This window comes from Parabacteroides distasonis, assembly GCF_004793765.1.
Taxonomy (GTDB): domain Bacteria; phylum Bacteroidota; class Bacteroidia; order Bacteroidales; family Tannerellaceae; genus Parabacteroides; species Parabacteroides distasonis_A.
In genome coordinates, this window is the sequence record NZ_SRYM01000040.1 from 1 (window position 1) to 24,892 (window position 24,892).

Here is a 24,892-nt window from a genome sequence, read left to right on the forward strand (position 1 = left end):
AAGCCTCCGCGGAGATCGTAACGGAAGAATTACGCCTGATCGAACGATTCTTCCTACCGATAAAACGGATCGTGAAGGAAGGATTTTAAAGTCGCTAGAGTCTATCATGCACCTTGTTTAGAACTATTATAGTTTAATAGCTGTACTGTTAAAACTAAAAACTTATATTTGCATGTTGATAAATAAGGGGGCAGGGTGATTGCCCTGCTCTTATAGTGCAATGATTTAGATTATGTTAAAACAACAGTTACAACAAAAGTTACAGCAAAAGCTATCCCCTCAGCAGATACAGTTGATACGGCTTCTGGAGCTTCCTGCGATTGAGCTGGAGGAACGTGTGAAGCATGAGCTGGAAGATAACCCTGCCTTGGAGGAAGGAAAAGAGCCTGTTGATGATTTTGAACGTACTGATACAGAGGAAGAGGGGGACGAGATTCCTTCTGTTGATACTGAGACCGACCTTTCTTTGGGAGATTATTTAACGGAAGACGATATACCGGATTATAAGCTACGGGAAATGACCGAGCGTGCGGAACGGAAAGAGGATTTCCCCTTCTCCGTAAGCCAATCCTTGAATGAGTTTCTGCTACAGCAGCTCGGGTTAAGGGATTTACCGGATAAGCAAATGAAAATAGCGGAGTATATCATTGGTAATATCGATGATGACGGTTATCTGCGCCGGGACCTTTCGGCGATAGCGGATGACTTGATCTTCCAAGCCGGACAAGAGGTGGATGAGAAGGAGATCGAGTCTATCTTGTATATCATCCAAGATTTTGAGCCCGCCGGGGTAGGTGCCCGTGACTTGAAAGAATGTCTGTTGATCCAGTTGGATAAGAAGGAGAAGACTTCGGTTACAAATTTGGCGATTCGTGTTTTGACCGAATATTTCGAGGAGTTCACCCGCAAACATTACGATAAGATTTTACGAGGTCTCGATATCGATGAGGAAATGTTAAAGAAGGCCATTCACGAGATTACGATGTTAAATCCGAAACCCGGAAGTAGTTGGGGTGGTTCTATGGAAGTGGCGATGAGCCAGATCATCCCGGATTTCGTGGTGGAAGCGCAAAATGGAGAGCTTATCTTGAGCATGAATAACCGGGGGGTACCGGATATGCGTATCAACCGGGAGTATGCCGAGATGTTTCAGGATTATACGGCGAATAAGGCGAACCAAACCGCTGAGAGACGGGATGCCGTACAGTTCGTGAAACAAAAGTTGGATTCCGCCCAGTGGTTTATCGATGCGATCAAGCAACGTAATGAAACCTTGCAGCGTACCATGGAGGCGATTATCTATTTACAACGGGACTTTTTCCTGACAGGTGATGAGGCTACTCTACATCCTATGATCTTGAAAGACGTAGCGGAGCGTGCGGGATATGATATCTCCACTATTTCCCGGGTAAGTAACAGTAAATATGTGCAAACGAATTTCGGTATTTATCCGTTAAAATACTTTTTCTCTGAGTCTATGCAGACCGATACCGGCGAGGAGATCTCGACCCGTGAGGTGAAAAAGATCATGAAAGAGCATGTAGATGCCGAAGACAAACGAAAACCGTTGACCGATGAGGAGTTGGCTACGATCCTGAAAGAAAAAGGATATGTCATTGCTCGGCGTACGGTAGCGAAATACAGGGAGCAACTGGGGATTCCGGTAGCTCGTCTGAGAAAAGAAATATAAAAGCGTATGAAACTATTCTCGAATATAATATCCTTCGTGTTCCATCCGTTGCTTATGGTAACCTATGGGATCGTGTTGGCGTTGATGTTTACATTTCTCGCCATTTACCCATTACCTGTGAAGCTGCTGATTGCCGGAGGTGCCTTTATTTCGACAGCGATAGTTCCCGGACTTTTCATTTTCTTATTGGTGAGAAATGGTGCGGTCGGCGATATAGAGCTTTCCGACCGGAAGGAACGGATGGTTCCTTATCTGATTTTTATCACTTCCGTTTTGGTCTGTATCTTTTTTCTTTATAAGATGCTGATGCCTTTTTGGTTGTTGGCGATGTTGATTGGGGCTTGTGTAGCCTTGGTAGCCGCCTTGTGCATCAATTTCGCTTGGAAGATTAGCGCACATGCCATTGGTATCGGTGGGTTACTGGGCGGTATTATGGGAGTGGCGCATATCCATATGATAAATCCCTATTGGGCCTTTATAGTCGTGCTGATCGTGGCCGGGTTATTAGGTACCTCGCGCATCTTTTTAAAAAGGCATACACCAATGCAGGTATATGCGGGGTTTTGTCTGGGATTTATATGTACCTTTGTAGCCTCATTAATGAGTTATATCTATTTATTCATCTAATAAAAACACTAAAATTATGAATTTTCCTGCAGATTTAAAGTACACAAAAGACCATGAGTGGATTCGTGTAGAAGGTGACGTAGCTTATGTTGGTATTACTGATTACGCACAAGGCGAGTTAGGTGAGATCGTTTATGTAGACATCACGACAGAGGGTGAGACTGTCGCTAAAGAAGAGGTGTTCGGTACGATAGAAGCTGTTAAGACCGTTTCTGATCTTTTCATGCCGGTTAGTGGCGAGGTCTTGGAAGTAAACGCAGAATTGGAAGACGCTCCTGAACTGGTGAATGAGGACGCTTATGGTAAAGGCTGGTTGATCAAGATCTCTGTTTCTGATGCCGGAGAATTAGAGGACTTATTATCCGCTGAAGACTATCAAAAATTAATCGCTAAATAAGAATGACACCTGTTGTAAGTATTATCATGGGTAGTACCTCGGATTTACCTGTTATGGAGAAGGCGGCTAAGTTCTTGGATGAGATGGAGATCCCGTTCGAGATGCATGCGCTATCCGCACACCGTACTCCCGCTGAGGTGGAGGCTTTCGCTAAAGGAGCTAAAGGACGTGGAATCAAGGTTATCATCGCCGCTGCCGGAATGGCGGCTCATCTTTGCGGTGTGATCGCTTCCATGACGACGGTTCCTGTGATCGGCGTGCCTATCAATTCTACGCTGGACGGTATGGATGCTCTGTTGGCTATCGTACAGATGCCTCCGGGAATCCCTGTGGCTACTGTCGGCATCAATGGCGCTTTGAACGCTGGAATCCTTGCGGTGCAGATGCTTGCCGTCGGCGACGAGCAATTGCAGGAGAAGCTATCCGCTTATAAGGAGGATTTAAAGAAGAAAATCGTGAAAGCTAACGAGGAATTGGCTAAAGTTTCTTTTAAATACAAAACTAATTAATTGAAAATTGAAGGTTGAGAATTGAAAATTAAGGAGAAAGCCTCTCTTTAGGTTTTCAGTTCTCAACACTCAATCTCAATTTTCAATTCTCAATTTTCAATTAACAATGGCTTACTTTAATTACAACCGCCGTAAATCATCCGTTGCCCAAATCGGTGACACACCCATGGGAGGTGAGAATCCTATCCGTATTCAATCCATGGCTAATGTATCAACGATGGATACGGAGGCGGCGGTAGCTCAAGCGATCCGTATGATCGAGGCGGGAGCTGAGTATGTGCGTTTTACGGCACAGGGGGAACGGGAAGCCCGAAACTTGGGCGAGATTCGTAAACAATTGAATGAGCAAGGGTATACGACTCCTTTGGTCGCTGATATCCATTTTAATCCTAGAGCGGCTGATGCCGCCGCCAGTGAGGTGGAAAAGGTACGTATCAATCCGGGAAACTATGTAGATAAGGTAAAGACATTCAGCCATCTTGAATATACGGATGAGGAATATGCCGCCGAGATCGAGAAGATCCGTGAGCGGTTCGTCCCTTTCTTGAATATTTGTAAGGCACATGGCACCGCTATTCGTATCGGTGTGAATCATGGCTCGCTCTCCGATCGTATCATGAGCCGTTATGGTGATACGCCCGAGGGGATGGTAGCGAGTTGCATGGAGTTTCTTCGCATTTGCCGGGAGGAGAATTTCCCGGATGTGGTTATTTCGATTAAGGCTTCCAATACCGTTGTCATGGTAAGGACCGTGCGGCTGTTAATTCGTACGATGGAGGCCGAGAATATGCATTACCCCTTGCACCTTGGGGTAACGGAAGCAGGTGACGGTGAGGACGGGCGTATCAAGAGCGCTGTCGGAATCGGTACGCTTCTGTGTGACGGTATCGGTGATACGATCCGGGTTTCCTTGAGTGAGGACCCCGAGGCGGAAATGCCGGTAGCGCGTAAATTGGTGGATTATATTAGGGAACGAGAAAATCATCGTCCTATCGAGGCTTCGATGGCTCCCGGTTTCGATACGGTGGCGACAAGCCGTCGTATAAGCCGTGTGGTGGAAGGTATCGGAGGTACTTTCCCGCCAGTCGTGATCTCCGATCGTAGTAGCGGGGATTTTGAGTTTGATCATTTGTCCTTGCCGGACTATATATATATAGGAAAGGAAGATCCGGATAATTTGCCGGATAATTTCCGTTTATTGGTAGACGCTCATTTTTGGAAAGAGCGTCCGAATGCTTTTCCTTGCTTCATCGCCTCGGAGGCGGAGGAGTTAAAGGATTACGATTGTCCGCTTAAGTTTATCCGTCTGACGTACATGGATCTTACGGAGCGTATGTTGGAGATCTTGAAAGCGGATAAGACCGTGGTAGTCTTATTGAGCACACATCATCGGAATGGGGTTGGCTCGCAACGTGCGGCTATGCATAAATTGCTGATGTCGGGTTGTGACGTGCCGGTTGTCTTGCATCGTGATTTCCGGGAGACGGATGTGGAGTTGTTGCAATTGAAATCCGCCGCCGATTTCGGTACGCTTTTGTTGGATGGTTTCGGGGATGGCTTGATGCTGCACAATGAGGGATGCGAGGCGGTTGTCTCGGATCGCTGTATGTTCGGAATCTTGCAAGCTACAAGGACCCGTATCAGTAAGACGGAATATATCTCTTGTCCGAGTTGCGGACGTACCTTGTACAACCTGCAAACAACGATCGCCCGTATCAAGGAGGCTACTTCCCATTTAAAAGGCTTGAAGATCGGTATCATGGGCTGTATCGTGAATGGTCCCGGCGAGATGGCCGATGCCGACTATGGTTATGTGGGTGCCGGACGTGGACAAATCAGCCTGTATAAAGGTAAGGAATGTGTTCTCAAGAATATCCCCGAGGAAGACGCTGTAGAACGTTTAGTTCAGTTAATAAAAGAGAACGGGGATTGGGTTAATTGATTGACTATTGACAATTTGTTTATCTTTGCAAGTATGAAAGTAAGAATTATCAATAAATCGCATCACCCGCTACCGGGTTATGCGACTCTTTTATCTGCCGGGATGGATATCCGGGCGAATCTGTCGGAATCGGTTGTGTTGAAACCGTTGGAACGTAAATTAATCCCGACCGGACTTTATATCTCGCTGCCAGAAGGTTATGAGGCCCAAATGCGTCCTCGTAGCGGGCTGGCTTTAAAGTATGGGATAACTCTGCTGAATACGCCGGGTACGATCGATGCCGATTATCGGGGGGAGATCGGCATTATTCTCGTGAATCTATCTTCCGAGCCTTTTACGGTGAATGATGGTGAGCGTATCTGCCAAATGGTGATAGCCGCTCATTGCCATGTGGAGTGGGAACCCGTGGAGACGTTGGATGATACGGAGCGGGGAGCCGGGGGATTCGGTCATACCGGAAAAGAATAAGAACAATAAGGTTAACAAGAATAATAGGATGTTTAAGCAACTGATATATCTCATCTCTTTCCTCTCGTTAGTCGCTGTGCTCTCGGCTGGTGCTACAGAAACGGAGAAGGGTCAACGTAAATTTGATTACTTCTTTTATGAGGGCTTGAACTTGAAGAACGCTGGGAAATTCGACGCCGCTTATGATGCCTTCAACCATTGCTTGGAGATTGACTCGACGGCGGCTCCGGTCTTGTATGAGCTTTCTTCTTTTTATGTGCAGTTGAACCGTCCGGAAAAAGCGGTCGAAATGTTGAAAAGAGCCGTGGCCAACAGCAAGGATAATTTCACGTATAAAATGGCTTTGGCCTCTATCACCCGGAATCTGGGTATGTATGGCGAAGCCGCTGAGGAGTATGAGGAATTGGTTCGTGATTATCCGGAGAAGGAAGAGCTGAATTATTATCTGGCCGATGCCTTGACGCAAGCTGGCGAGATCGGGAAAGCAATCGAGGCTTATGATGCGTTGGAGTCGGTAATGGGTATGAACGAGGCGATCTCCATGCAGAAATACAAACTGTACGTCCAATTGGAGAAACCGGAAGAGGCTTTCAAGGAGATCGAGAAGCTAGCGGCTAAATATCCTATGGAGGCCCGTTACCAGATCGTATTGGGCGATCTTCATTTGGAAAACGGGGAGATGGACAAGGCTTTGGCTTGCTATCAAAAAGCGAATGAGATTGATCCGACCGACCCTTATTATATCGTCTCTATGGCCAATTACTACGAGGCGAAAGGGGATAAGGAGGCCGCCGAGCAACAAATCCGCAGCGCTTTGGTAAACGAGAAGCTGGACGTGGAGACGAAAGTGAACATCCTTTCCCGGTATATCTTGAAACTGCAACAAACGAAACAGGGAACCGAGAAAGCGAATCATTTATTCCAAACCCTTTTGGAGCAACATCCGGAGGATATCGACTTAAAACTGATGTATGGCGGTCTTCTAATGGCCCAAGGAAAGACAGAGGAGGCGAAATTCCAGTTCCAGTTGGTAACCGAGATGGAACCGGGTAACGCTGGAGCTTGGCAGCAATTGTTGAATCTGGCCTTGAAAGGAGAGGATATTCCGGAGGTAATCCGTATCTGTACGGCTTGTATGGAGCTTTTCCCTGAGTCGCCGGAATATTACTTCTATCTGGGTATCGCTTACTACCAACAACAGAAATATCAAGAAGCCTTGAATACCTATTATGCGGGCTTGAATATCATACCGAAGGAGAACTTGCCGCTGAAATCGGATTTTTACGGCCAGATCGGTGATATTTATTATCAGATGGGAGGACAGTTGGAGCAGGCGTATAAAGCGTACGATGAGGCATTGAAGTACAATGACAAGAACGTGGTCGTACTGAACAACTACAGCTACTTCCTTTCCTTGGAGAAGAAAGACTTGAAGAAAGCGGAGCGTATGAGCGCCCAATGTATTAAGCTGGAACCGGATAACGCCACGTATTTGGATACCTACGCATGGATTTTCTTCGTACAAGGAAACTATACTTTGGCGAAAATCTATATCGAGAGTGCTTTGGAGAAAGATAAGACAAAGAGCGCCGAACTTGTGGATCATTATGGGGACATCCTTTTTATGAACGGTGATAAGGAAAAAGCGGTGGAGCAATGGAAAAAGGCGAAAGAGATGGGGAAGGATTCCGAGATCTTGAACCGTAAGATCGCCGAGCAACAATATATAGAAGACGAGAACGCGAAATGAAAAGAGACTATTTTTTGACCTTCCTGTTATGTGGAGGTCTTTTACTTTCGATGTTGACTGGCTGTAAATCGTCCAAGAAAGTCGGGACAGTGGAATCCGCTAGCGTGAAGGCTCATAATGAGTTCTTCCAGTCGCTGGAGGATCAATCCTTCCAGTTCCGTACCTTGACGGCCCGGTTGAACGTGGATTTGGATATCCCCGGTAAGCAAATGAGCTCTCGGGTGGATATGAAGATGGTCAAGGATAGTGCTTTCCAGCTGTCGATACAGCCATTTCTCGGGATCGAGATCTTCCGTATTGAGTTGAGCCGGGACACGATCAAGGTGGTGGACCGCATGAATAAACGCTATATGATCGAGAATTATTCCAATTTACAAGGGCAGACTCCGATCGAGTTCAATTTCTACAATTTACAAGCTCTTTTCACGAATCATCTGTTTATTCCGGGGGAGCAGGGCATTTCCCGTAAGCATTATAATCGGTTTAAGCTGAATCAAGAAGGTCCGATAGCCGAGATCAAGACAAAGGATGCCATGGGGTTATTTTATACCTTTAAGGCGGATGGCGAGGAGAAACTTCTCTCTACCTATGTAGCGGATCCTTCTGATCGCTATGCCTTGCAATGGTTGTACGAGGATTTTCGCTTGGTGGATCGGCAGCCGTTCCCGATGTTGATGGATGTGCAGGTGTTGAAGAACGGGAATCCCGAGGGTGGGGTGAAGATCTATTACTCCCGTATCCAACTGGATGAGCCGTTCAAGTTGGATTTCTCGGTTCCTTCTAAATATAAGCGTATTACCTTTGCGCAAGTATTGAAAACGATTACGAATCTGAATCAATAATCTATCATGAGGCACGTCTGGATCGTTCTATTGGCATTGTCTTTATCTACCGTGGTTTACGGTCAGAAATCCGCTGCTGTCCGTCAGTTGGAGCAGCAGCGCAAGGAGGCGTTGGCCGATATCGAGGAGACGAATAAATTATTACAAGAGACGGCCCAGACTGCTAAAACTTCCCTGAACCGTTTGAATCTACTCTCCAAACAAATTCTTTCCCGTAAGAAAGTCATCGGTTTCTTGAATCAAGAGCTGGATGAGATTGAGAAAGATATCTTGAATATCCAAGGCCAGTTGCGCTCTTTAAAACGGGAACTGGGCGATAAGCAGACGAATTACGGTAAATCGATGCGAGGGCTTTATAAACGCCATAGCTCGCAAGATAAATTGTTGTTTATCCTATCCGCCGAGAGTTTCTCTCAATCCATGCGGCGTATGCGGTATTTGCGGGAATATGCGGATTGGCAGAAGCGGCAAGCGAACGATATCATGGAAAAGCAGGCTGAGATCAGTAGCAAGCAAGCCGAGATGGAGAAGACCCGTGCCGAGAAGCGTACCCTTTTAGGAACTCGTCAAGAAGAGAGTAAGAAATTAGAAAGTGAGGAAGCTTCCCAGAAAGAGGAAGTTCAGCTATTGAATAAAAAGCAAAAGGATTTGAGGGCGGATCTCCAAAAGAAGCATCGTCAAGCCGAGGCTTTGAATCGGCAGATCGAGAAACAGATTGCCGAGGAGATCGCCCGTGCCGAGGCAGAGGCCAAAGCTGCCCGTGAGCGTCGTGCCCGTGAACAAGTTACCGAGGAGGATAAGACTGTACCGGAAAGTAAGAACGAGCCGATCCGTGAGGAACGAGTGGCGGATACGAAAGGGGGTTATGCGATGACAAAGGCGGAGAAGCAATTGTCCGATCATTTCGCGAATAACCGGGGACGCTTGCCTTATCCGGTGGCCGGAAGACATGCGGTTGTCGCTACATTCGGCGAGCAACAGCATCAGGAGTTGAAATATGTCCGTACCAGTAATAGTGGTATCGATATCCAGACCTCACCCGGAGCGGATGCCCGTGCGGTATTCAATGGAGAGGTGACGCGTGTGTTCGTGGTGCCGGGGTACAATAATTCCGTCATCGTTCGTCATGGTAACTACTTGACGGTTTATAGTAATTTGAGTCAGGTATATGTGAAAGCGGGCGACCGAGTCTCTACCCGCCAAGCGATCGGAAGGATCTATTCAGACCCGGAAGATGGTAATTCCACGATCCTCCATTTCCAATTGTGGAAGGAGAAGACGAAGTTGGATCCGCAGCCTTGGTTGGAATAACCCCTGCCGGAAGTGTTAAAATGTCGGTGAGCATTTTGAGCCTCTTACGATGGGCGTCATAAGGTCGCTTGAATGCCCATCATGACTATCTTGCAATGCCTATTGTAAGATATTATGAGCAAAAGCAAGAGAAGACTTTTATTTTTCGCCTACGCCACCCGGCTGATCGAGGCGAGACGCCGGGCCGGGCGGGATAATACGGCCGATTTGTACCGCACGACTCGTAACCGGGTTTGTTGTTTCATGCATGGAAAAGATCTGGACTTACGGGAGCTGACTCCCGCTTGGGTTGCCCGTTTCGCTGTTTCGCTGCGAGCCGAAGGACTGTGGCCGAACTCTGTGCGTACCTACCTGAGCAATTTGCGGGCTATCTATCACCAAGCTTGTCGGGAAGGGCTGATTTCCCGGCCTGCCGTCTCACCATTCGAGGGGCAGTTGCCCCGGAAAGAGCGGGGCAGGTCGAGGGCATTGGACGAAAAGGTGTTGATGGAGATCGCCGTCTTTCGCCTAGAGGGAACGGACTGGAGAGGTGGGTTGACGTTGGATCTGGCTCGTTTTTCGCTGTTGGCTTGTGGGATGCCTTTTGCGGATCTGGCACGTTTGACATCGGATAACATCCAAGGTGACGAGATCGTTTATCGTCGGAAGAAGACGGGGAGACTGATTCGTATCGGTATCACCTCGGCAATACGGGGCTGATCGGTAAGTACGTTACGGAGGGTTCTCGCTATCTTTTCCCCATCCTGCCGGCCGGTCGCGACGTGGGACACGAGGAGTACAAGGCGTTGCTCCGTGCGTACAATCGCACGCTGAAGGAGATCGGCGCCTCGCTCTCTACACCGGTGCGCCTTACCTCGTACACGATGCGCCACAGTTGGGCGACGAACGCTTATCGTAAGCACATCCCCCTCTCTGTCATCAGCCAGGCCTTGGGGCATACCTCGGAACAAACGACAAGGCATTACCTTGCCGCTTTGGACCAATCCGAAATGAATCGTGCGAATGAATGTGTGACAGGGGAGATCGAGAGGCTCTTGGCTTTCGGATAGGACTGACCCTTATGCCGGACATAAGGGGGAAGAGGCCAAAACTGCTCGTTCATCCTTTCCGCACCGCTATTTCCGGAGTAAGGCATCCGCAAATATACAGAAAAATTAATAAGATCCCCCTCTTTTACTTAAAATTAGCCAATAGAAAATGAGAGGGCATGGAAAAGGCATGTCCTAAGTAATCTATATCCATACGCTTTTTCGCCAGCCCAAGGCTCAAAAAAGCGATTTAACTATCATTTGTCTCTTTTTAGGGCTTAACTCCGTACGATCCGTGTAATCCGTGTTCTTTCCCCCTTATGTCCGGCATAAGGTAACCCAGATGAACAGGTGCCGATGAAGTGAGTCATTAATCTAATATCAATTTTAAACACACAAGAAGTATGGCAGGAAAAATCATTTTAAACGCTGATTTGTATGACAACGTACTAACCGAGAAATTTGGCGACTATGTAGCCAAACCCCGCATCACCGGGACTTACCGCAACACGGACGTAGCCGCCGACATCGTGGCCGAGCGCACCGAGTTCCGCCCGGAAACAATCGTAAACATCCTTACGCTGGCCGACCAGAAGAAGGTGCAGGCCGTGGCCAACGGCAAGAGCCTCGTGGACGGCTTCGGCCAGTTCCTACTCAATCTCTCGGGATCGTTCGAGGGCGAGGCCCCCGTGTTCAACCCGGAGATACACGTCCTGGGCGTTACCTTCACCCCCGGCAAGCCGTTGCAGGATGCCTTGAAGAACATCACCTTCAACCTGAACAAGGCCACGACAGGCCCGGTCATCAACCAAGTGACCGACGTGCGTACCCAAAGCGTGAACCTACAGATCACCCCGGGCAAGAACGTCATCATTAACGGAGCGAACCTCTTGATAAAGGGCGACAACCCGGCCAACGGCATCTTCTTCACCAAGGACGAGGAGGGGGCCACGACGCAAAAGGTGGAGTTCTTCTCCCGCAGCACCACGTCGGAGCAGATCGTGGAAGTACCCGAGGGATTGGCCGACGGGCAGTACAAGATGAGCATCACCACGCAGGCCGGCGCTAGCTACAGCCTATTGAAAGAGCCTCGTACCTACGTATTCCCGATCCTTCTCACCGTGGGCAAGTTACCCGAGGGCGACGGCGACAGCGAGAGCCCGGACGAGATCTGATCCGGTCTCCCCATCGAAGCCTCGTTCGATACCTATGCCGGTCTCCCGAGCGGTACCTATGTCGATCGAGGCTTCGACATAGGTATCGATCGGGGCATCGACCAGCCACTCGATCCCCCGATCGACACCATACCCATGAATAAATGTTAAAATCATATTCACTTTTAAATTCACGACTTATGAGAAAGCAATTTTTACTAACGCTGATCCTCTGCCTCACGTCCTCGATGACGTGGGCGGAACGGATCGATGTGGCCACGGCCTGCAAGGTAGCGGAGAGCGTGGTGCGACGAGAGGGTGCGACCAGTGGCCTGCGCTCGGCTGGCGAGTTGCCATTGGTGTACGCCGCCGCCCCTGGGCAGAGCGGCTCGGCCCTGCGTAGCGGCGCGATGGAAGGCGCGGCGGACTACTTCGTGTTCAACTTCCCCGGCGGGAAAGGTTTCGCCATCGTGGCGGGCGACGACCGCGTGCGCCCCGTATTGGGCTACTCCGACGAGGGCAGCTTCGACCCGGACAACCTTCCGGAGAACCTCCGCGGCTGGCTGGCAGGCTATCGGGAACAAATAGATTGGGCCGTAGATCAAGGTACGGAAGTTTCCCCCTCATTGGCAGCAGAATGGAACGCATATCTGAATAGTAGCCCTTCTTTGCGGTCGGCAGGTGGTGTCTTGCTCGAAACAGCTACTTGGGGGCAGGACGATCCTTACAACAGAAAAACGCCTTTGATCGGGAACAAACACGTGCCAGTGGGATGTGTCCCTACAGCAATGGGAATTCTCATGAGATATCACAGATTTCCGGAGCAAGCGAATGCCGCTCATAGAGTGGCATCTTATTATAACCAATCTGTTTCCTACGGTAAATATGATTGGGGAAGTATGCCGGATAAGTTGAGCAATTCCTCCTCGAATAAACAAATTGATGCTGTATCGGAATTACTTTGGCATGCTGGAGCAAACGCAGAGGCTAAATATACGGAAGTAGAAACCAGAACTTCTATGGCCGATGCGTTAAGCACGTTGAGAGATGTTTTCGGCTATAGCAAACAGATGAGATATCTACAGAAGATCTATAGCGATTATTCATGGGAAGAATGGGAACAACTTATGCGCGACGAGCTGGACGACGGCCGTCCGATCCTCTATGCTTCCGAGACAGAAGAATGCGAAACGCCACTATCTGGAATACCACATGCTTTCGTTTGCGATGGCTATGATTCGTATGGACGCTATCATTTCAACTGGGGATGGGACGGGAAATGCAATGGCTTTTATATCCTTTCCGCCTTAGACCCGACGAATAATGAGACTTGGGGCGGCTTCAATCAGGATCATAATATGATCGTGAATATTAAGCCCAACAAGGACAGTGAGAACCAAGTATCGCTACAAGTATGCGAATCTGTGCAAGGAGACGGCTTTAGAATGAAACAAAGTATAGGGATGTACGAGGATATCGTGACCTTCCCTATCGTGAATGCGGGCAATATACCTTTTAACGGGTATTTGACTTATGTGCTGACAGACCATGACGGGAATATCAAAGAAATTGGAGATTATGATATTGAGATATCTGACTTGGTTCCTGACAATGATTGGTACAGAGCCGAGTTCATCGTAAAGATGTCAGAAAACGACTACGCCATGGCCGCCTATTCCACGGACAGGAAGAACTGGTCGGTGATAAAGGGAACTTCATCCGAGATTGCGGATAAAATGAACCTGGAAGGTCCTGTATCCAACCAGAAGGTTTACTATGCTTGGGAATTGGATTGTCGCAATGAGGGATTGACCTTGGAAGCTCCGGAGAAATTGGAATACGACAAACCGGCAGAATTTGTCTTGAAACCGAACAAAGGATATGTGTTACCCAAAGCGGATGATATACTTATTCAAATAGCAGGAGGAACTGTTTTAGTCAATAATCCGGGATATGGAAGTAGAGCTACGGTCACTTACGACGAGAAAACAGGCAAGTTGGCTATTTCCTGTGTCTACGGTCATGTGCATATCGTGGCTGAAGGAGTACAAGCAGACGATGACGTTGATAAATATAAAGATACCTCCTTGGAATCGCTTGGTTATACTTTGGATGGCAAATCGAACGTGATCGATTTGCGGTATGGATGGGAATCTTATACCGTGTTATTACCATCAGATAAGGAGGCCCTGCCCAAAATAACATTGAATGCGGTAGCTAAGCAGCTGGGAGCAAAAGTGGAAATAACAAATCCGGTGTGGATCGAAAATACGGCCGTGGGTAAGGTGAAGGTCACTGCGTTGAATGGTATTTCGTGTACGACTTATACGGTCGCGTTTAAACGCTCCCAGTCTGGCGAGGAGCCGGATATACCGAGTGATGAGGCGATGGATGTTACGACAAGCGCAAATATCACAAATGTGAATGTAAAAGCCATCAATATGGGAAATACCCAAAGAAGGATAACTCCGACATTTACTCAGGTCCATACGGGAGAATTAAATATTTTGGCAGGAACGGAGGTCGGAATCATATTATCCGGGGATGACAATCAATTAGGAAAAATAGTTAATAACGGTTCCTTGCAGATATTCTGCCGATATAAGGAAGGCTCTGCCTCTTGTACTTCGTTTGTGAACAATGGATCAGTATTTGACATTACAGGTTCGATTACTAAAGTAGAAGGCCATGCCGCTTTGGAAATCATGCCCATTACTGTTTCTACGGATGGCGGGATGACTGTACTTGACGGTCGTGCGCTGGGAAATAATGTTAAATTGTCTTGGTATAAGGGTGATGATGACCAAGACGCATGGACAATGATAGAAGCAGGTAAATCCAACGGTTTAAGGGCAACGGGAGTCAATAGCAAGTTGAGTGTCTCAGAATCTGGTGTCTATAGATTGGAAGCGGAAGTAGTAGATGGAGAATATTATGCTAACTTATCTTCATTTGTGGAAGTTGATATTGACAATAAAGAATCTTACACGGTAACATTACCAGTGGTAGAAGGAGTCGTGATAACTCCTGAAAATTCTACCACTGTAAAAGCGGGTGGAGATTTTGCTTTTACTATCCAGATAAAAGAAGGCTTTAGCATGGCGGATATGGTTGTAAAAGCCAATGGAATCGAATTGCCGGTGGATATAGATGGCCGTTGTGTAATTAAAAATGTACAGAGTAATGTGGTTGTCACGGTTGTTGGTGTTGTCGAAAAAGATCCAACGAGCATTGATTCAGTCGTTATTGATAAAATAAGCGTCTGGGCCGCCAACGGTCGACTGTTTATCCAGACACCGGTAGCCGACACGGCCTATATCATTGCTTTTGACGGCCGTGTGTACAAGACCCTGTCCTTGTCTGCCGGCGAGTACTCGGAGCAGATGCCGCAAGGTTCCTATATCATCCATGTAGGTAAGCGATCCTATAAACTGAACTTCTAAATGCTAAACACAAAACGAGGGTGTCGCCACTCATATCTCAGGCGCACCCTCGAACCAAAAGGAGGTGTGGCGAACACCGGTATATACCGGCTTGCCACACCTCCTTTTGGTACATACTCCAATAGTCTGATTAACAGAGATAAATATATGGATTATTCTAAGAACATAGGCAAAAGTAGCCTAATATCGTTACAAAACATAGGCAAGTAGGGAAGACTTCACTCGTTTAACGCTCGTTCAAGACGTTGTATAAACCATTCAGATCGTCGGCACCTACCAAGTCTACACCTTCCTTGATAAAGAAACGCTTGAACTGTTCGGTATCCGGGGCGCCCCACCAACGGAATAGTTTTCCCTCATCGTGGACTTTCCGGATGATCTCACGCATCTTCTGTAGTTGGTCGGCAGGCATCTCGCCTTCGCCTTTCCATGTGAAGAAATCGGAGTAATTATCGCTTACTACCGGGGCGAGGGAAGCAGGGATGCCCTGTCCCAAATCCTTGATTTGTCCGTCGAGGAAGGTGAAGCGGCTGTTCTCTTTCGGCAGGCTGTTCTTCGGACGGTCGCCGGAAAGGAAGAAGAGGACAGCGCTTTCTCTATATTCGCCGTTATCGACGGAGCAGAAATACTCCTTGTAAGGCTCCATCTGTTTCTTTAATAGCTTGTACATCTCCTCGCCTTGTGCCTTGCAATCCACCATCAGGTAGAAAGGACGGTCGCTATCGGGATAGACTTTTCCGCCATTCGCTTGTATGCGGGCTACGAGCGGTTTGAGGTAGAGGTTCTCGAAGGTAATGGCAGGGGCGGGTTCCGGGCGTTCGTGGGAGACGTATAGCTCGCCATCAATCAGCCACAGATCGGCCTCTACGCAATTATATCGGAAGGCCAAGGCATCTTGCAACGGGTTTTCTCGCCAATAATCATTATGGGAGAAAGCGTTGTAATGGATTTCTTGATTGATACTGCGGGGAAGGGTGTCGTTCAGATAAGGGCCTACAACCTCGAAATTACCTTTATCGTCTGTCCAGCGGCAACTTGCCACAGAGATGGTGTTATCCTTTATACGCAATACGGCGAACGAGCCGTTTCCATCCTCGTCCGGCCAAGCGTTGTTCACTTGGTAGATCGGATATCCCCGATAATAACGCAAAGATGGTTCGTGCGTATGGCCTACCAAAAAAGCGGCTACGTTATACTGGTCTAGGAGATTGAATAACTGGTTGCGGGTATCTTGCGGCCACCATTTGATCGCCCAAGGGTCTACGCCGTAATGTTGGATATAGACCACAGGATTGCCTGCGGAGGCATATTGCTTGAGGTCGTTCGCCAACCAATTGAGATTGCTTTCGCAATAGGCGGTATCGCCGGAGAAACGTTGGGCTTGCACGAAATGTACGTCGCCGATATTCCAAGAGTAACTACGACTGGATGGGTGCAAGTTTAGGATCTCCTTCTTCGCTAGTTTATCATTCAGGGTAGAATCCAGATAATGGAGGGAGAAAGCACGGCCCGCTAGATTGTCGGCTTCATTGTCGGATGCGGGATCGATGTCATGATTGCCGAAGCCGGGGTATACCGGGAAATGGATAGTCTTCTCGCCCTTGCCTGTCTCATACCGTTTGCGGTAGAGGGAGAGGATCTCGGGACGTGCCTTGTCGAACATATCCCCGGCGATGATTACGCCATCTACGTTCTGTACGGTTTCTCCGGCTATGCCCGGCGTTGCGTCTGCCGGGAAGCTGAAATTACCGGGTAGGCGGTTCATGGTTACGACATGGTAATATTGATCCGTCTCCGGCGGAAGATCGAAATGGAGATCGCCCGCTACGATGACGGTTACGTCGCGCTCCGGCCGGTTGCTCTTAAAAGAGGAACAAGCCGTACAGAAGGTAAGAGAGACGACGAATAAGGATAGAATCTGTTTCATATACGAATTGTTTTATGGATTTACGGTCTTATACGGTTTGCGTGCCGGGTTTTACGCTAGCCGTCTTTTGCTTGTCGCCCCAAAGGACGGTTAGTTCCAAGGGGACGTCGCTGGTAATTTCTACCTGTGGCTCTTGGGTAGCGGAGGAACGGGCCTTGACTTTGATCGCTACCAGACCGTCGATGCCGAAAGGATAACGGTCGATGCCATAAGCCTCCGTCAAGTTCACGTCTACGGTCAATTTCTTCTCGTACACATTGGAGCGGATGCCGAAGATCTGCTCAATCAAGCCGGAGATCGGTGCCAGTCCGCCCCAACCCACGAAATTCGGGCGGGCCATGAAGCCCGGCTCCTCATGTTCCGGAGCGTAGTATTCCCAGAACGTTCCGGTATTCTTATATACCTTGAGGACGTTATCGTAATGGTTGCGTGCGATCTCGTAAGCCAATTTACGATAACCTTGTTGCAGCAGGCCGGTAATCACCATATAGTTTGCTCCCGGCCATACGCCCCCCTGCCAGTAGCGGCCGTTGTCCTTGTATTTGGGATGGTTGGCGGCAAGGGAAGGGACGCGGTGCAGGCGGTTGAATGTTTCCTTGTTATCCAGCTCGGCTACGAAAGCGTCCATGCGTTCTTTGGATAGGATATCGGTCAATAAGGCCCAGTACGCGTAGATTCCCTTGGTGGAGGAAAGGCTTCCGTCGGCGTATTGATCGAAAAGGAAATGTTCCTTCTCGTCCCATAGGTTCTCGTTAATGTATTTCTTTAGCATTTTCTGCTCGTCCTCGAACTCCTCGATCTCCTGCCAACGCTCCAGATAGAAACCCATCTCAAGCAGATGCCCGGCGGTGAAGTATTGTTGCAGGCAAACGTCCAGCCAGATCATATGGCCGTGGCTGTATATCGGGTTGTATTTCGGTTCCACCCGGGGCATGTTGTCCATGCCGGTACCCCAACCGCTAGTCCAATATGTACCGTTGCGCCACGTATGGTTTAGCTTCAACCATTTATAATAAGCGCAAAGGGCGGGGAATATCTTGTGCAAGCGGTCTATATCGCCGAACTGCTTGTAATAGACGATCTCGCTCCAGGGGAGGATGTTCGGTCCGGTACTGGTCGGGTCGTAACGCTCGAAACAATCCGCTCCGTCCGCCTTGATCTCCCGGCAGATGAAACCGTCCGGATGTTGTTTGGCGTAGAAATTATCTAACGTACGCTGGAAAGGGAAGAAACGGGTACCGAAACGGGCGAACATCATCATGAAAGCGGAGTCCCACATGAATATGTTACCGTTGTAGGCGACATCGAGGTAACTACATACGAAACCGGAATCCGGTTCCGGTGCCTTGATGTTGCCGATGCCGATTTGCCAAGCCTTCCAGTACATCTCGATCTCTTTCTCGTGTCCGCTCCAAGTCGGGTTCGGCAGGATTTGCTTGGCCTCCTCGAAGGTACCGGGCGTGATGGTCTCCGGTCTCGCTGTCCGGAACTCGTTCTCGGTCACGAAGGGTTCCTTCAGGTAGGTGTTCTTGTAAGGAAGATTGTATTTGGGTCGTTTCTCTTCCATTTTCTCTTGCGCTAAAAGGTTCCCGGCGGGAACGGAGGCTGCGCCTGCCGCAAGAAGGGATTGCTTTAAGAAGTTTCGTCTTGTTGTCATTCTTTATGATATTTATTGGGAGAGAGGGAGAAGGCGTGCCTCCATCGGTGAACACAGTCCTCCTGCCTGGGTACCGTAGTACTGCTACCCAAGTACTGCTGTCCCACTAGCCGAGTACTGTTGTCCTCTCGGTCGAAGTACTGCGGTACTTAGGCAGGGGTACTGCGGTACCTAGCCGGGAGGATTGTGATACTTGACCGGTGGGATAGCGGCCTGTTATACTCTCCATCGGATGAATACTGTTTGATTATAGATTCAGGAGCTTTTTGATCTTCCAGAAGATATCCGTATTCTCGAAGATACCCGTGAAGTTCTCGGCGCCCGGGCCGAAAGCGTAAACGGGAACCATGACACCGCTGTGGCTACCGGTGGAGAATTTACAGACGATACGGCCCTCGTTCAAGTCGCCGTCCACGAGGGTAAGACCACCGGTCTCGTGATCGGCGGTTACGACAACCAATGTTTCCCCGTCTTGGGCGGCCCATTCGAAGATACGTCCGATCGTACGGTCGAAATCATGTGTCTCTTGCATCAACAGGTCGATATCGTTGAAATGTCCGTAATCATCCAATTGGGAACCTTCTACCATCAGGAAGAAACCTTCCGGGTTTTGTCCCAGCAGATCGATCGCTTTCATCGAGGCACGTGCCAAGAGATCGCCTCGCTCGGCGGGAAGCGGAGTGTCTACGGTATCGGTAACGCAGAATACCTTTCCTTTTTGAATCTTGGCCAGTTCCTCCCAGCTACGGGGAGTCTGGTAACCTTTTTCCCTTAATTCCTTGAACAAATCGCGACCGTCCGCACGGTTCTCGAATAGTTTGGAGCCGCCGCCGAAAACGTAATCGACGCCGCAGTTCACGTAATCCGCTACGATCTCGGCCTCGGCGTCACGATCCGTATTGTGGCAGCAGAAGTCGGCGGGCGTAGCGTCCCATAGACGACAGGTAACAGCGATGCCACTTGACAGGCCTTTCTTATTCGCCAAGGTAGCCAAAGATTCCAAGGGCTTGCCTTCCGGGTCTACGCCTACCATATGGTAGTTCGTTTTATGGCCGGTGGCCAATGCTGTGCCTCCGGCTCCGGAGTCGGTGATGAGGCGGTTGGCGCAATAGGTTTTCGAGAGGCCGGTGTATTGGGAGTTGTCCAGCCAGAGCTTACCCCGGTTGGCGGTCCATGCGGAATACATGTGCATGAGGCTCATACCGTCGCCGATCATGAGGATCACGTTCTTTATTTTCTTTCCGATAGGGGGGACTAGTTTCTTGACCTCGTAAGGTTTCTCTAGTACATACGTTTGTTCTTTGTCTCGGCGATTTTGTGCCGCAACCTCCGGAACGATCATGCCGGATAGCAGGATGGCTAAGGCAGATAGTACGGATAGAGTTGTTCTTTTCATATGATTCAGTATTTAATGATATCTCTAATTTATTTGGTTGTAGAGACGGGAGGCCTATCTCTACAACTGGGTATTATCAATTTATATAAAGGTTTTCTGTAGGGATTGCGCCTGGTTTGGACATGCTTGGCGTACACCAGTTCCAGCCTAGGTACTCACCCTCGTAATCCTCGAAATAATGCAAGGCGAAAGGGTGGTAGCCTTTTTGTAAGGGGATACGTCCGGTTGCGTCGATAGCGGCGTGGGAGGCATCATTGTCCACGACCTTTTCTTTGCCAATATAAAGAACACTACCGTCGTCTGAGCGGGTACTGAACTCATAGACACCGTCTTCCGGGGCGTATATATATCCGGTGAAGATATAGCCGAAATGATCCGGCAGCTTGGCGTTCAAGATAGAAGGCTCAGGCATCGTTCCGGTCTCGACTACCTTTGCCTTTTGCAAATCGGCTACCCATTGGAACTTCCCTTCGTAGTAGGTATAAGCTACCCCATGCTTCGTAGGCTGGATGGATAATGCGGGGCGTAATACGGCTTTTGTCGCTTGGATCGAGTACGTGCGGCTGGGTACGAATCCCTTTTTATATCCTTTGGCTTTAATGGTCGTGGTCTCTTTTAAGACTAAAGGCTCGCTGTATACCGGAGCATTCTCATCCGGTTCCGATCCGTCAAGCGTATAATGGATAACGGCCTCGGGTGTCGTGGATTTTAGTTCCGCCGTAATCTCACTTTCAAACAAGTCCAGATCATTCGCTATGTAAGGGATGGAAACGGTAGGTTGTTCCGTATAGGAATAGGGAGCGTACTCGGGAGCGGTTCCCCAACGCTTGTCCGGTGTCGACGAGAGCGTAAAGTCCAGTGTACCTCCTTGCATCAACTGGTCGTACGTGATATAGCAATGCTTAATCTCTTTTCCATTCAGCGATACGCTCGTGATGTATTTATTCTTTTCCGGTTGGTTTGCCGTGACTGTCAGTGTCTTTCCGTTTCCAAGTTTCACGGTCGCCTTATCGAAGAGCGGTGTAGTCAGGATAAACTGGTTGCTACCCGGACAAACGGAGTAGAAACCAAGGCTGCTCAACAGGTACCAAGCGGACATCTGCCCGCAATCCTCGTTGCCGATAATCCCCTCGGGAGTCGGTTGATACATCTCATCCAACAGGCGGCGGGTCCATTCTTGCGTTTTCCACGGCTCGCCTACGTAGCTGTACAGGTAAGCCATGTGGTGGCTAGGCTCGTTGCCATGCGCATATTGACCGACCAGTCCTGTAACGTCTACCAGATCGCCGACTACCTCGGAGGTGACTGTGAACAAGCTATCCAACTCTGCGATGAACGCCTCTTTACCCCCGAACAACTGGGTTAATCCATATACGTCATGCGGCGTAAAGAAACGATACTGCCAGGCCGTAGCCTCCGTATAGGAACGCCCGATGGCGAACGGATCGAAAGGAGTCTCCCAATTCCCATCCTGCCGTTTGCCCCGGAAGAACCGGGTACTACCGTCGAATACGTTGATAAAATTCTGGGAGTGCTTGATGAAGGTCTCATAATCATCCATATGTCCTAAAGCTTTCGCCATTTGTGCGATACACCAATCATCGTAGGCGAATTCCAATAAACAGGAAACCGATTCTTTCTTGATATTCGTCGGGATGAAGCCTTCCTTTATATAATAATCCGCTCCTTTCTTATTCTTCTCCGCTGAAATTTTCATCGCTTCGAGAGCATGTTCTGCGTCATATCCGCGAATACCTTTCAAATAAGCGTCCGCTATAATCGATGTGGAGTGATAACCGATCATGGTTCCAGTCTCGCCCGCCGATAAGGGCCACAACGGAAGTTCGCCGCTGGCGTCGTACATATCCAAGAGAGACTGTACCATATCATTCACCAAGGTAGTATCCAACAGAGTTATCATCGGATGCCAGGCCCGGAAGGTGTCCCAAGTGGAGAAGGTGGAGAATTGGCGGCGACCTGCCGGGATCGTCGCTACGCTCATATCGTGACGGCGGTATTGTCCGTTCACGTCGCTCGCTATATTCGGGATGATCTTGCTATGGTATAGCGCCGTGTAGAAATTCGTGCGCTCGGCTTCTGTGCCTCCTTCTACCGTGATAGCGTCCAGCTCTTTCTCCCAGTCGGAGCGTGTAGCTTGATGGATGGCGTCGAAATCAAAGTCATAGGAATCCGTCTCTTGCACAAGGTTCAGACGAGCGTTCTCCTCATTTACGATCGATACCCCGACTTTGCAAACGATAGGCTTTCCGGTAGTCGTATCGAAGGTAAGTACGGCTTGCCGTTCGGAAGGTTGTTCCATGGAAGAGAATGGTTGCGAGAACCTCGCTACAAAGAAGACATATTGATTGTCTACCCAGCCCCGGGTACGCCGCATACCGGTAAGCTCATTCTCCCCGGTTTGCTTAACCCAGCCCTCGTATATATACTCGTTATCCAATAAATGGTCCATATCGATCACCAACGTAGCCTCTATCCCTTTTTTATAGGTATATCGGTGTATCCCGACATGCGGGGTCGTGGTAAGTTCCGCTAATACACCTGCTTCCCTGAGATTCACCGAGTAGTAACCTGGGGAAGCCTTCTCGTCCGAGTGCGAGAATACTAAAGGTGTCTGGAGAGACGGGCGGAATAGGATATCGCCTAGGTCGATACATCCCGTACCGCTTAAATGGGTATGAGAGAAACCTATTAAGGTAGAATCGCTGTAATGATAACCGGAACAAGCGTCCCAGTTCCCTTTCCGGGTGTCTGGGCTTAGTTGGACCGCTCCGTAGGGAGCCGTGGCTCCGGGATACGTATGTCCGTGAAATCCCGTGCCGATAAACGGATCAACGGAATCGATGGGAGATTGGGGTACTTGGCTACAGGCTGTGAATAAGGCTATTATTCCTGTACACAAGCAAGAAGAAAGAGTTTGAATGAATCTCATGGTATATCTTTTGTTTAATATATAGTATACAATTGACAAAGGTAAACTACCTATTTGAGATATGCGTTTTTACCCGGTAGAAAATAACACGGGCTGTTTCATTTTCTGAGACAGCCCGTAATTGAATCTTATTCTTACCTTGATCGGTTTAAAGGAGCCGGTTAATATCCCTCGTTCTGCTTCAATTGACCATTCGATTTAGTAATCTCTTCACTTGGATACGGGAATACCATCATATGCGCTTGATAGGCGTTTTTGTTGGTGTAATCTTCGTAACCAATAACCGTGAATGCGGATTCCGGATTCGCCCTGTCTTCGTATCTACGGATACGTGGATGTGCGTTCAACTCTTTATCGGCCAATGTCTTTATGTCGGCATTGGAAGAACGGTTCCAACGCTTTAAGTCGAATAGATGATCTGTAAACTCAAATGCCAATTCACAACGGCGTTCGTGATATAGATCTTTCATCGTGGCGGTGCCGGCAAGCGGTGTCAAGTTGGAGCGTAGACGGATGCGGTTGATGTCTGCGGTTGCTTTATCGGCTTGTCCTGTCATTAAATATGCTTCGGCACGGAACAATAACATTTCTGCGAAACGGATGATCGGGAAATTGACACGGATCGTAGGCCAGTCTCCATTGGCGCTCACGGCTCCTTCACCTACAGGATCTGAGTATTTAAATGCGTCCATGTATTTATTGATCATGAAACCGGCCTCAAGGTCGGAGGTAGACCAGAATTTGCGTGTCTCGCCGAAGAACGGGAACTCTTGGTTGTATTCCAAGATTGAGCGTATTAAACGGTCATTGCCTTTACCATCTTTCGCCATTTCTTCGTAGATGTCGTAAGAAGGCTTCATCTGCCCCCAACCATTATATTTGCCCCATCCTTTGTTCTCAAGGATAATGCCCGGGAATTCAGTACCGCCTGGTAGTGCGCCGCCGATACTCGGAATGGTCCAAAGATATTCGGCGTTCCAATAATCTTTCAAGTCTGACGAAAAGATCTCGGCGAATGTCGGGGCCAAATCACGATTGTAATTGCTCTCCAATTGATTGACCATCTCGATCACGTTGTTCCATTGGGTAGCATCCCATGTAGCCCAGTAAGCATAAGTTTTCGCTTTGAATGCCACAGCGGCAGCCTGATGTGCTCGGCCTCGGTTGTCAGCGTCATAGGATTCGAAGTTCGGAAGGTAGGCGATGGCCTTGTCCATATCTTCGATAATCAGTTTATAATTATCCATAACGGTAGCCTGCTGAGGTGGTATGGAGTTGTCGTAATCGTTGGGGAAGTCCTCGTAACGTACGAAAGGTACTCCTTGTTTGTCGGTACCGTACCGGTAGGCTATCAGATAATGTGCCCAACCACGACTGAAGTAAGCTTCGCCCAAGCTGCGTTTCTCAACAGCGGTCAGTGTCGTTCCCTTTTCTTTCTTCACTAATTCTTGGATGATCCAATTCGCACGAGACATAGTAGAATACATACGGCTGAATACATCTCTTAGAGGAGATTCATCACCGGTATAGGCTAAGGTCGCCAAAGAGTTATAACCGCGTGTACGTCCCCAAACAATGTCGCATGCGGCTCCCTGTTCCCAAAATAATTCACGGCCGTAACAACCCTCTTGATGGAATCTTTCATATAATCCGTCAATGGCATCAATGGCCTGTTGATCATTCAAGAAATAGGAGGTTGTAGTTGCGTTTCCTTCCGGCTGAACGTCGAGGAAGTCGCTACAAGAGCTACAAACCAATGCGGATAATGCTAATACTGTAATATATCTTTTCATTTTGATCC

At 48.7% G+C, this 24,892-nt stretch carries 18 protein-coding genes and 1 pseudogene; 13 read left to right on the forward strand and 6 right to left on the reverse strand.

Translation table 11 applies throughout. The annotated features are described in order from the left end of the window. The first annotated feature begins 232 nt into the window (after positions 1-232). The 13 genes from rpoN to E5342_RS13120 all read left to right on the forward strand — a co-directional run bounded on the left by rpoN (position 233) and on the right by E5342_RS13120 (position 15,161). Positions 233-1,690 carry an RNA polymerase factor sigma-54 gene (rpoN, locus tag E5342_RS13065; RefSeq protein ID WP_121735309.1) on the forward strand — a complete coding sequence of 486 codons (1,458 nt, stop codon included), beginning with the start codon at positions 233-235 and terminating at the stop codon, positions 1,688-1,690. 6 nt (positions 1,691-1,696) lie between these two features. Beyond that, positions 1,697-2,317: a hypothetical protein gene (locus tag E5342_RS13070; protein WP_121735310.1), complete on the forward strand. Its 621-nt coding sequence runs from the start codon at positions 1,697-1,699 to the stop codon at positions 2,315-2,317. 16 nt (positions 2,318-2,333) lie between these two features. Continuing rightward, on the forward strand, positions 2,334-2,714 hold the full coding sequence (gcvH, locus tag E5342_RS13075) for a glycine cleavage system protein GcvH (protein ID WP_121735311.1): 381 nt from the start codon (positions 2,334-2,336) through the stop codon (positions 2,712-2,714). A 2-nt stretch (positions 2,715-2,716) separates the two neighbouring features. Next, a complete protein-coding gene (purE, locus tag E5342_RS13080) occupies positions 2,717-3,223 on the forward strand; it encodes a 5-(carboxyamino)imidazole ribonucleotide mutase (RefSeq protein ID WP_005860041.1) in 507 nt (168 codons plus the stop codon). A gap of 106 nt (positions 3,224-3,329) precedes the next feature. Next, positions 3,330-5,165: a 4-hydroxy-3-methylbut-2-en-1-yl diphosphate synthase gene (locus E5342_RS13085; RefSeq protein ID WP_121735312.1), complete on the forward strand. Its 1,836-nt coding sequence runs from the start codon at positions 3,330-3,332 to the stop codon at positions 5,163-5,165. Between the two features lie 33 nt (positions 5,166-5,198). Then, positions 5,199-5,633 (forward strand): dUTP diphosphatase, encoded by a 435-nt coding sequence (gene dut / locus E5342_RS13090; protein WP_121735313.1) that lies wholly within the window; start codon positions 5,199-5,201, stop codon positions 5,631-5,633. Between the two features lie 28 nt (positions 5,634-5,661). Beyond that, positions 5,662-7,383 (forward strand): tetratricopeptide repeat protein, encoded by a 1,722-nt coding sequence (locus E5342_RS13095; RefSeq protein WP_121735314.1) that lies wholly within the window; start codon positions 5,662-5,664, stop codon positions 7,381-7,383. Next, positions 7,380-8,225, forward strand: coding sequence for a DUF4292 domain-containing protein (locus E5342_RS13100; RefSeq protein WP_121735315.1), 846 nt, complete (start codon positions 7,380-7,382; stop codon positions 8,223-8,225). The genes E5342_RS13095 and E5342_RS13100 overlap by 4 nt, the downstream gene beginning before the upstream one ends. 6 nt (positions 8,226-8,231) lie before the next feature. Then, positions 8,232-9,536: a murein hydrolase activator EnvC family protein gene (locus E5342_RS13105; RefSeq protein ID WP_121735316.1), complete on the forward strand. Its 1,305-nt coding sequence runs from the start codon at positions 8,232-8,234 to the stop codon at positions 9,534-9,536. A 114-nt stretch (positions 9,537-9,650) separates the two neighbouring features. Beyond that, complete coding sequence (locus E5342_RS19780; protein ID WP_246867109.1) at positions 9,651-10,235, forward strand: site-specific integrase; 585 nt, start codon at positions 9,651-9,653, stop codon at positions 10,233-10,235. 62 nt (positions 10,236-10,297) lie between these two features. Further along, positions 10,298-10,585, forward strand: a complete 288-nt coding sequence (locus E5342_RS19785; RefSeq protein WP_246867110.1) for a tyrosine-type recombinase/integrase — start codon at positions 10,298-10,300, stop codon at positions 10,583-10,585. A 383-nt stretch (positions 10,586-10,968) separates the two neighbouring features. Next, positions 10,969-11,739 (forward strand): DNA-binding domain-containing protein, encoded by a 771-nt coding sequence (locus E5342_RS13115; protein ID WP_135959534.1) that lies wholly within the window; start codon positions 10,969-10,971, stop codon positions 11,737-11,739. Between the two features lie 179 nt (positions 11,740-11,918). Further along, a complete protein-coding gene (locus E5342_RS13120; protein ID WP_168354488.1) occupies positions 11,919-15,161 on the forward strand; it encodes a C10 family peptidase in 3,243 nt (1,080 codons plus the stop codon). Positions 15,162-15,387: 226 nt separating this feature from the next. On the opposite strand, the gene E5342_RS20190 is transcribed toward E5342_RS13120, so the two are convergent. From E5342_RS20190 to E5342_RS13145, 6 genes and pseudogenes are all read right to left on the reverse strand, one after another. Next, on the reverse strand, positions 15,388-16,146 hold the full coding sequence (locus E5342_RS20190; protein ID WP_349237394.1) for a hypothetical protein: 759 nt from the start codon (positions 16,144-16,146) through the stop codon (positions 15,388-15,390). Positions 16,147-16,326: 180 nt separating this feature from the next. After that, positions 16,327-17,088 (reverse strand): annotated as a pseudogene (locus E5342_RS20195) (metallophosphoesterase); the annotation flags it as partial. 28 nt (positions 17,089-17,116) lie between these two features. Further along, positions 17,117-18,745 carry an MGH1-like glycoside hydrolase domain-containing protein gene (locus E5342_RS13130; protein WP_121735323.1) on the reverse strand — a complete coding sequence of 543 codons (1,629 nt, stop codon included), beginning with the start codon at positions 18,743-18,745 and terminating at the stop codon, positions 17,117-17,119. A 247-nt stretch (positions 18,746-18,992) separates the two neighbouring features. Continuing rightward, a complete protein-coding gene (locus E5342_RS13135) occupies positions 18,993-20,141 on the reverse strand; it encodes an alkaline phosphatase (RefSeq protein ID WP_121735324.1) in 1,149 nt (382 codons plus the stop codon). A 76-nt stretch (positions 20,142-20,217) separates the two neighbouring features. Continuing rightward, positions 20,218-23,091 (reverse strand): GH92 family glycosyl hydrolase, encoded by a 2,874-nt coding sequence (locus tag E5342_RS13140; RefSeq protein ID WP_135959537.1) that lies wholly within the window; start codon positions 23,089-23,091, stop codon positions 20,218-20,220. 161 nt (positions 23,092-23,252) lie between these two features. Continuing rightward, positions 23,253-24,884, reverse strand: a complete 1,632-nt coding sequence (locus E5342_RS13145; RefSeq protein ID WP_121735326.1) for a RagB/SusD family nutrient uptake outer membrane protein — start codon at positions 24,882-24,884, stop codon at positions 23,253-23,255. Between the last annotated feature and the right edge of the window lie 8 nt (positions 24,885-24,892).

Excerpts from the sequence above, each read along its gene's own strand:
- rpoN (WP_121735309.1), top strand. The coding sequence starts at position 233 with ATGTTAAAACAACAGTTACAACAAAAGTTACAGCAAAAGCTATCCCCT.
- E5342_RS13070 (WP_121735310.1), top strand. The coding sequence starts at position 1,697 with ATGAAACTATTCTCGAATATAATATCCTTCGTGTTCCATCCGTTGCTT.
- gcvH (WP_121735311.1), top strand. The coding sequence starts at position 2,334 with ATGAATTTTCCTGCAGATTTAAAGTACACAAAAGACCATGAGTGGATT.
- purE (WP_005860041.1), top strand. The coding sequence starts at position 2,717 with ATGACACCTGTTGTAAGTATTATCATGGGTAGTACCTCGGATTTACCT.
- E5342_RS13085 (WP_121735312.1), top strand. The coding sequence starts at position 3,330 with ATGGCTTACTTTAATTACAACCGCCGTAAATCATCCGTTGCCCAAATC.
- dut (WP_121735313.1), top strand. The coding sequence starts at position 5,199 with ATGAAAGTAAGAATTATCAATAAATCGCATCACCCGCTACCGGGTTAT.
- E5342_RS13095 (WP_121735314.1), top strand. The coding sequence starts at position 5,662 with ATGTTTAAGCAACTGATATATCTCATCTCTTTCCTCTCGTTAGTCGCT.
- E5342_RS13100 (WP_121735315.1), top strand. The coding sequence starts at position 7,380 with ATGAAAAGAGACTATTTTTTGACCTTCCTGTTATGTGGAGGTCTTTTA.
- E5342_RS13105 (WP_121735316.1), top strand. The coding sequence starts at position 8,232 with ATGAGGCACGTCTGGATCGTTCTATTGGCATTGTCTTTATCTACCGTG.
- E5342_RS19780 (WP_246867109.1), top strand. The coding sequence starts at position 9,651 with ATGAGCAAAAGCAAGAGAAGACTTTTATTTTTCGCCTACGCCACCCGG.
- E5342_RS13115 (WP_135959534.1), top strand. The coding sequence starts at position 10,969 with ATGGCAGGAAAAATCATTTTAAACGCTGATTTGTATGACAACGTACTA.
- E5342_RS13120 (WP_168354488.1), top strand. The coding sequence starts at position 11,919 with ATGAGAAAGCAATTTTTACTAACGCTGATCCTCTGCCTCACGTCCTCG.
- E5342_RS13130 (WP_121735323.1), bottom strand. The coding sequence starts at position 18,745 with ATGACAACAAGACGAAACTTCTTAAAGCAATCCCTTCTTGCGGCAGGC.
- E5342_RS13135 (WP_121735324.1), bottom strand. The coding sequence starts at position 20,141 with ATGAAAAGAACAACTCTATCCGTACTATCTGCCTTAGCCATCCTGCTA.
- E5342_RS13140 (WP_135959537.1), bottom strand. The coding sequence starts at position 23,091 with ATGAGATTCATTCAAACTCTTTCTTCTTGCTTGTGTACAGGAATAATA.
- E5342_RS13145 (WP_121735326.1), bottom strand. The coding sequence starts at position 24,884 with ATGAAAAGATATATTACAGTATTAGCATTATCCGCATTGGTTTGTAGC.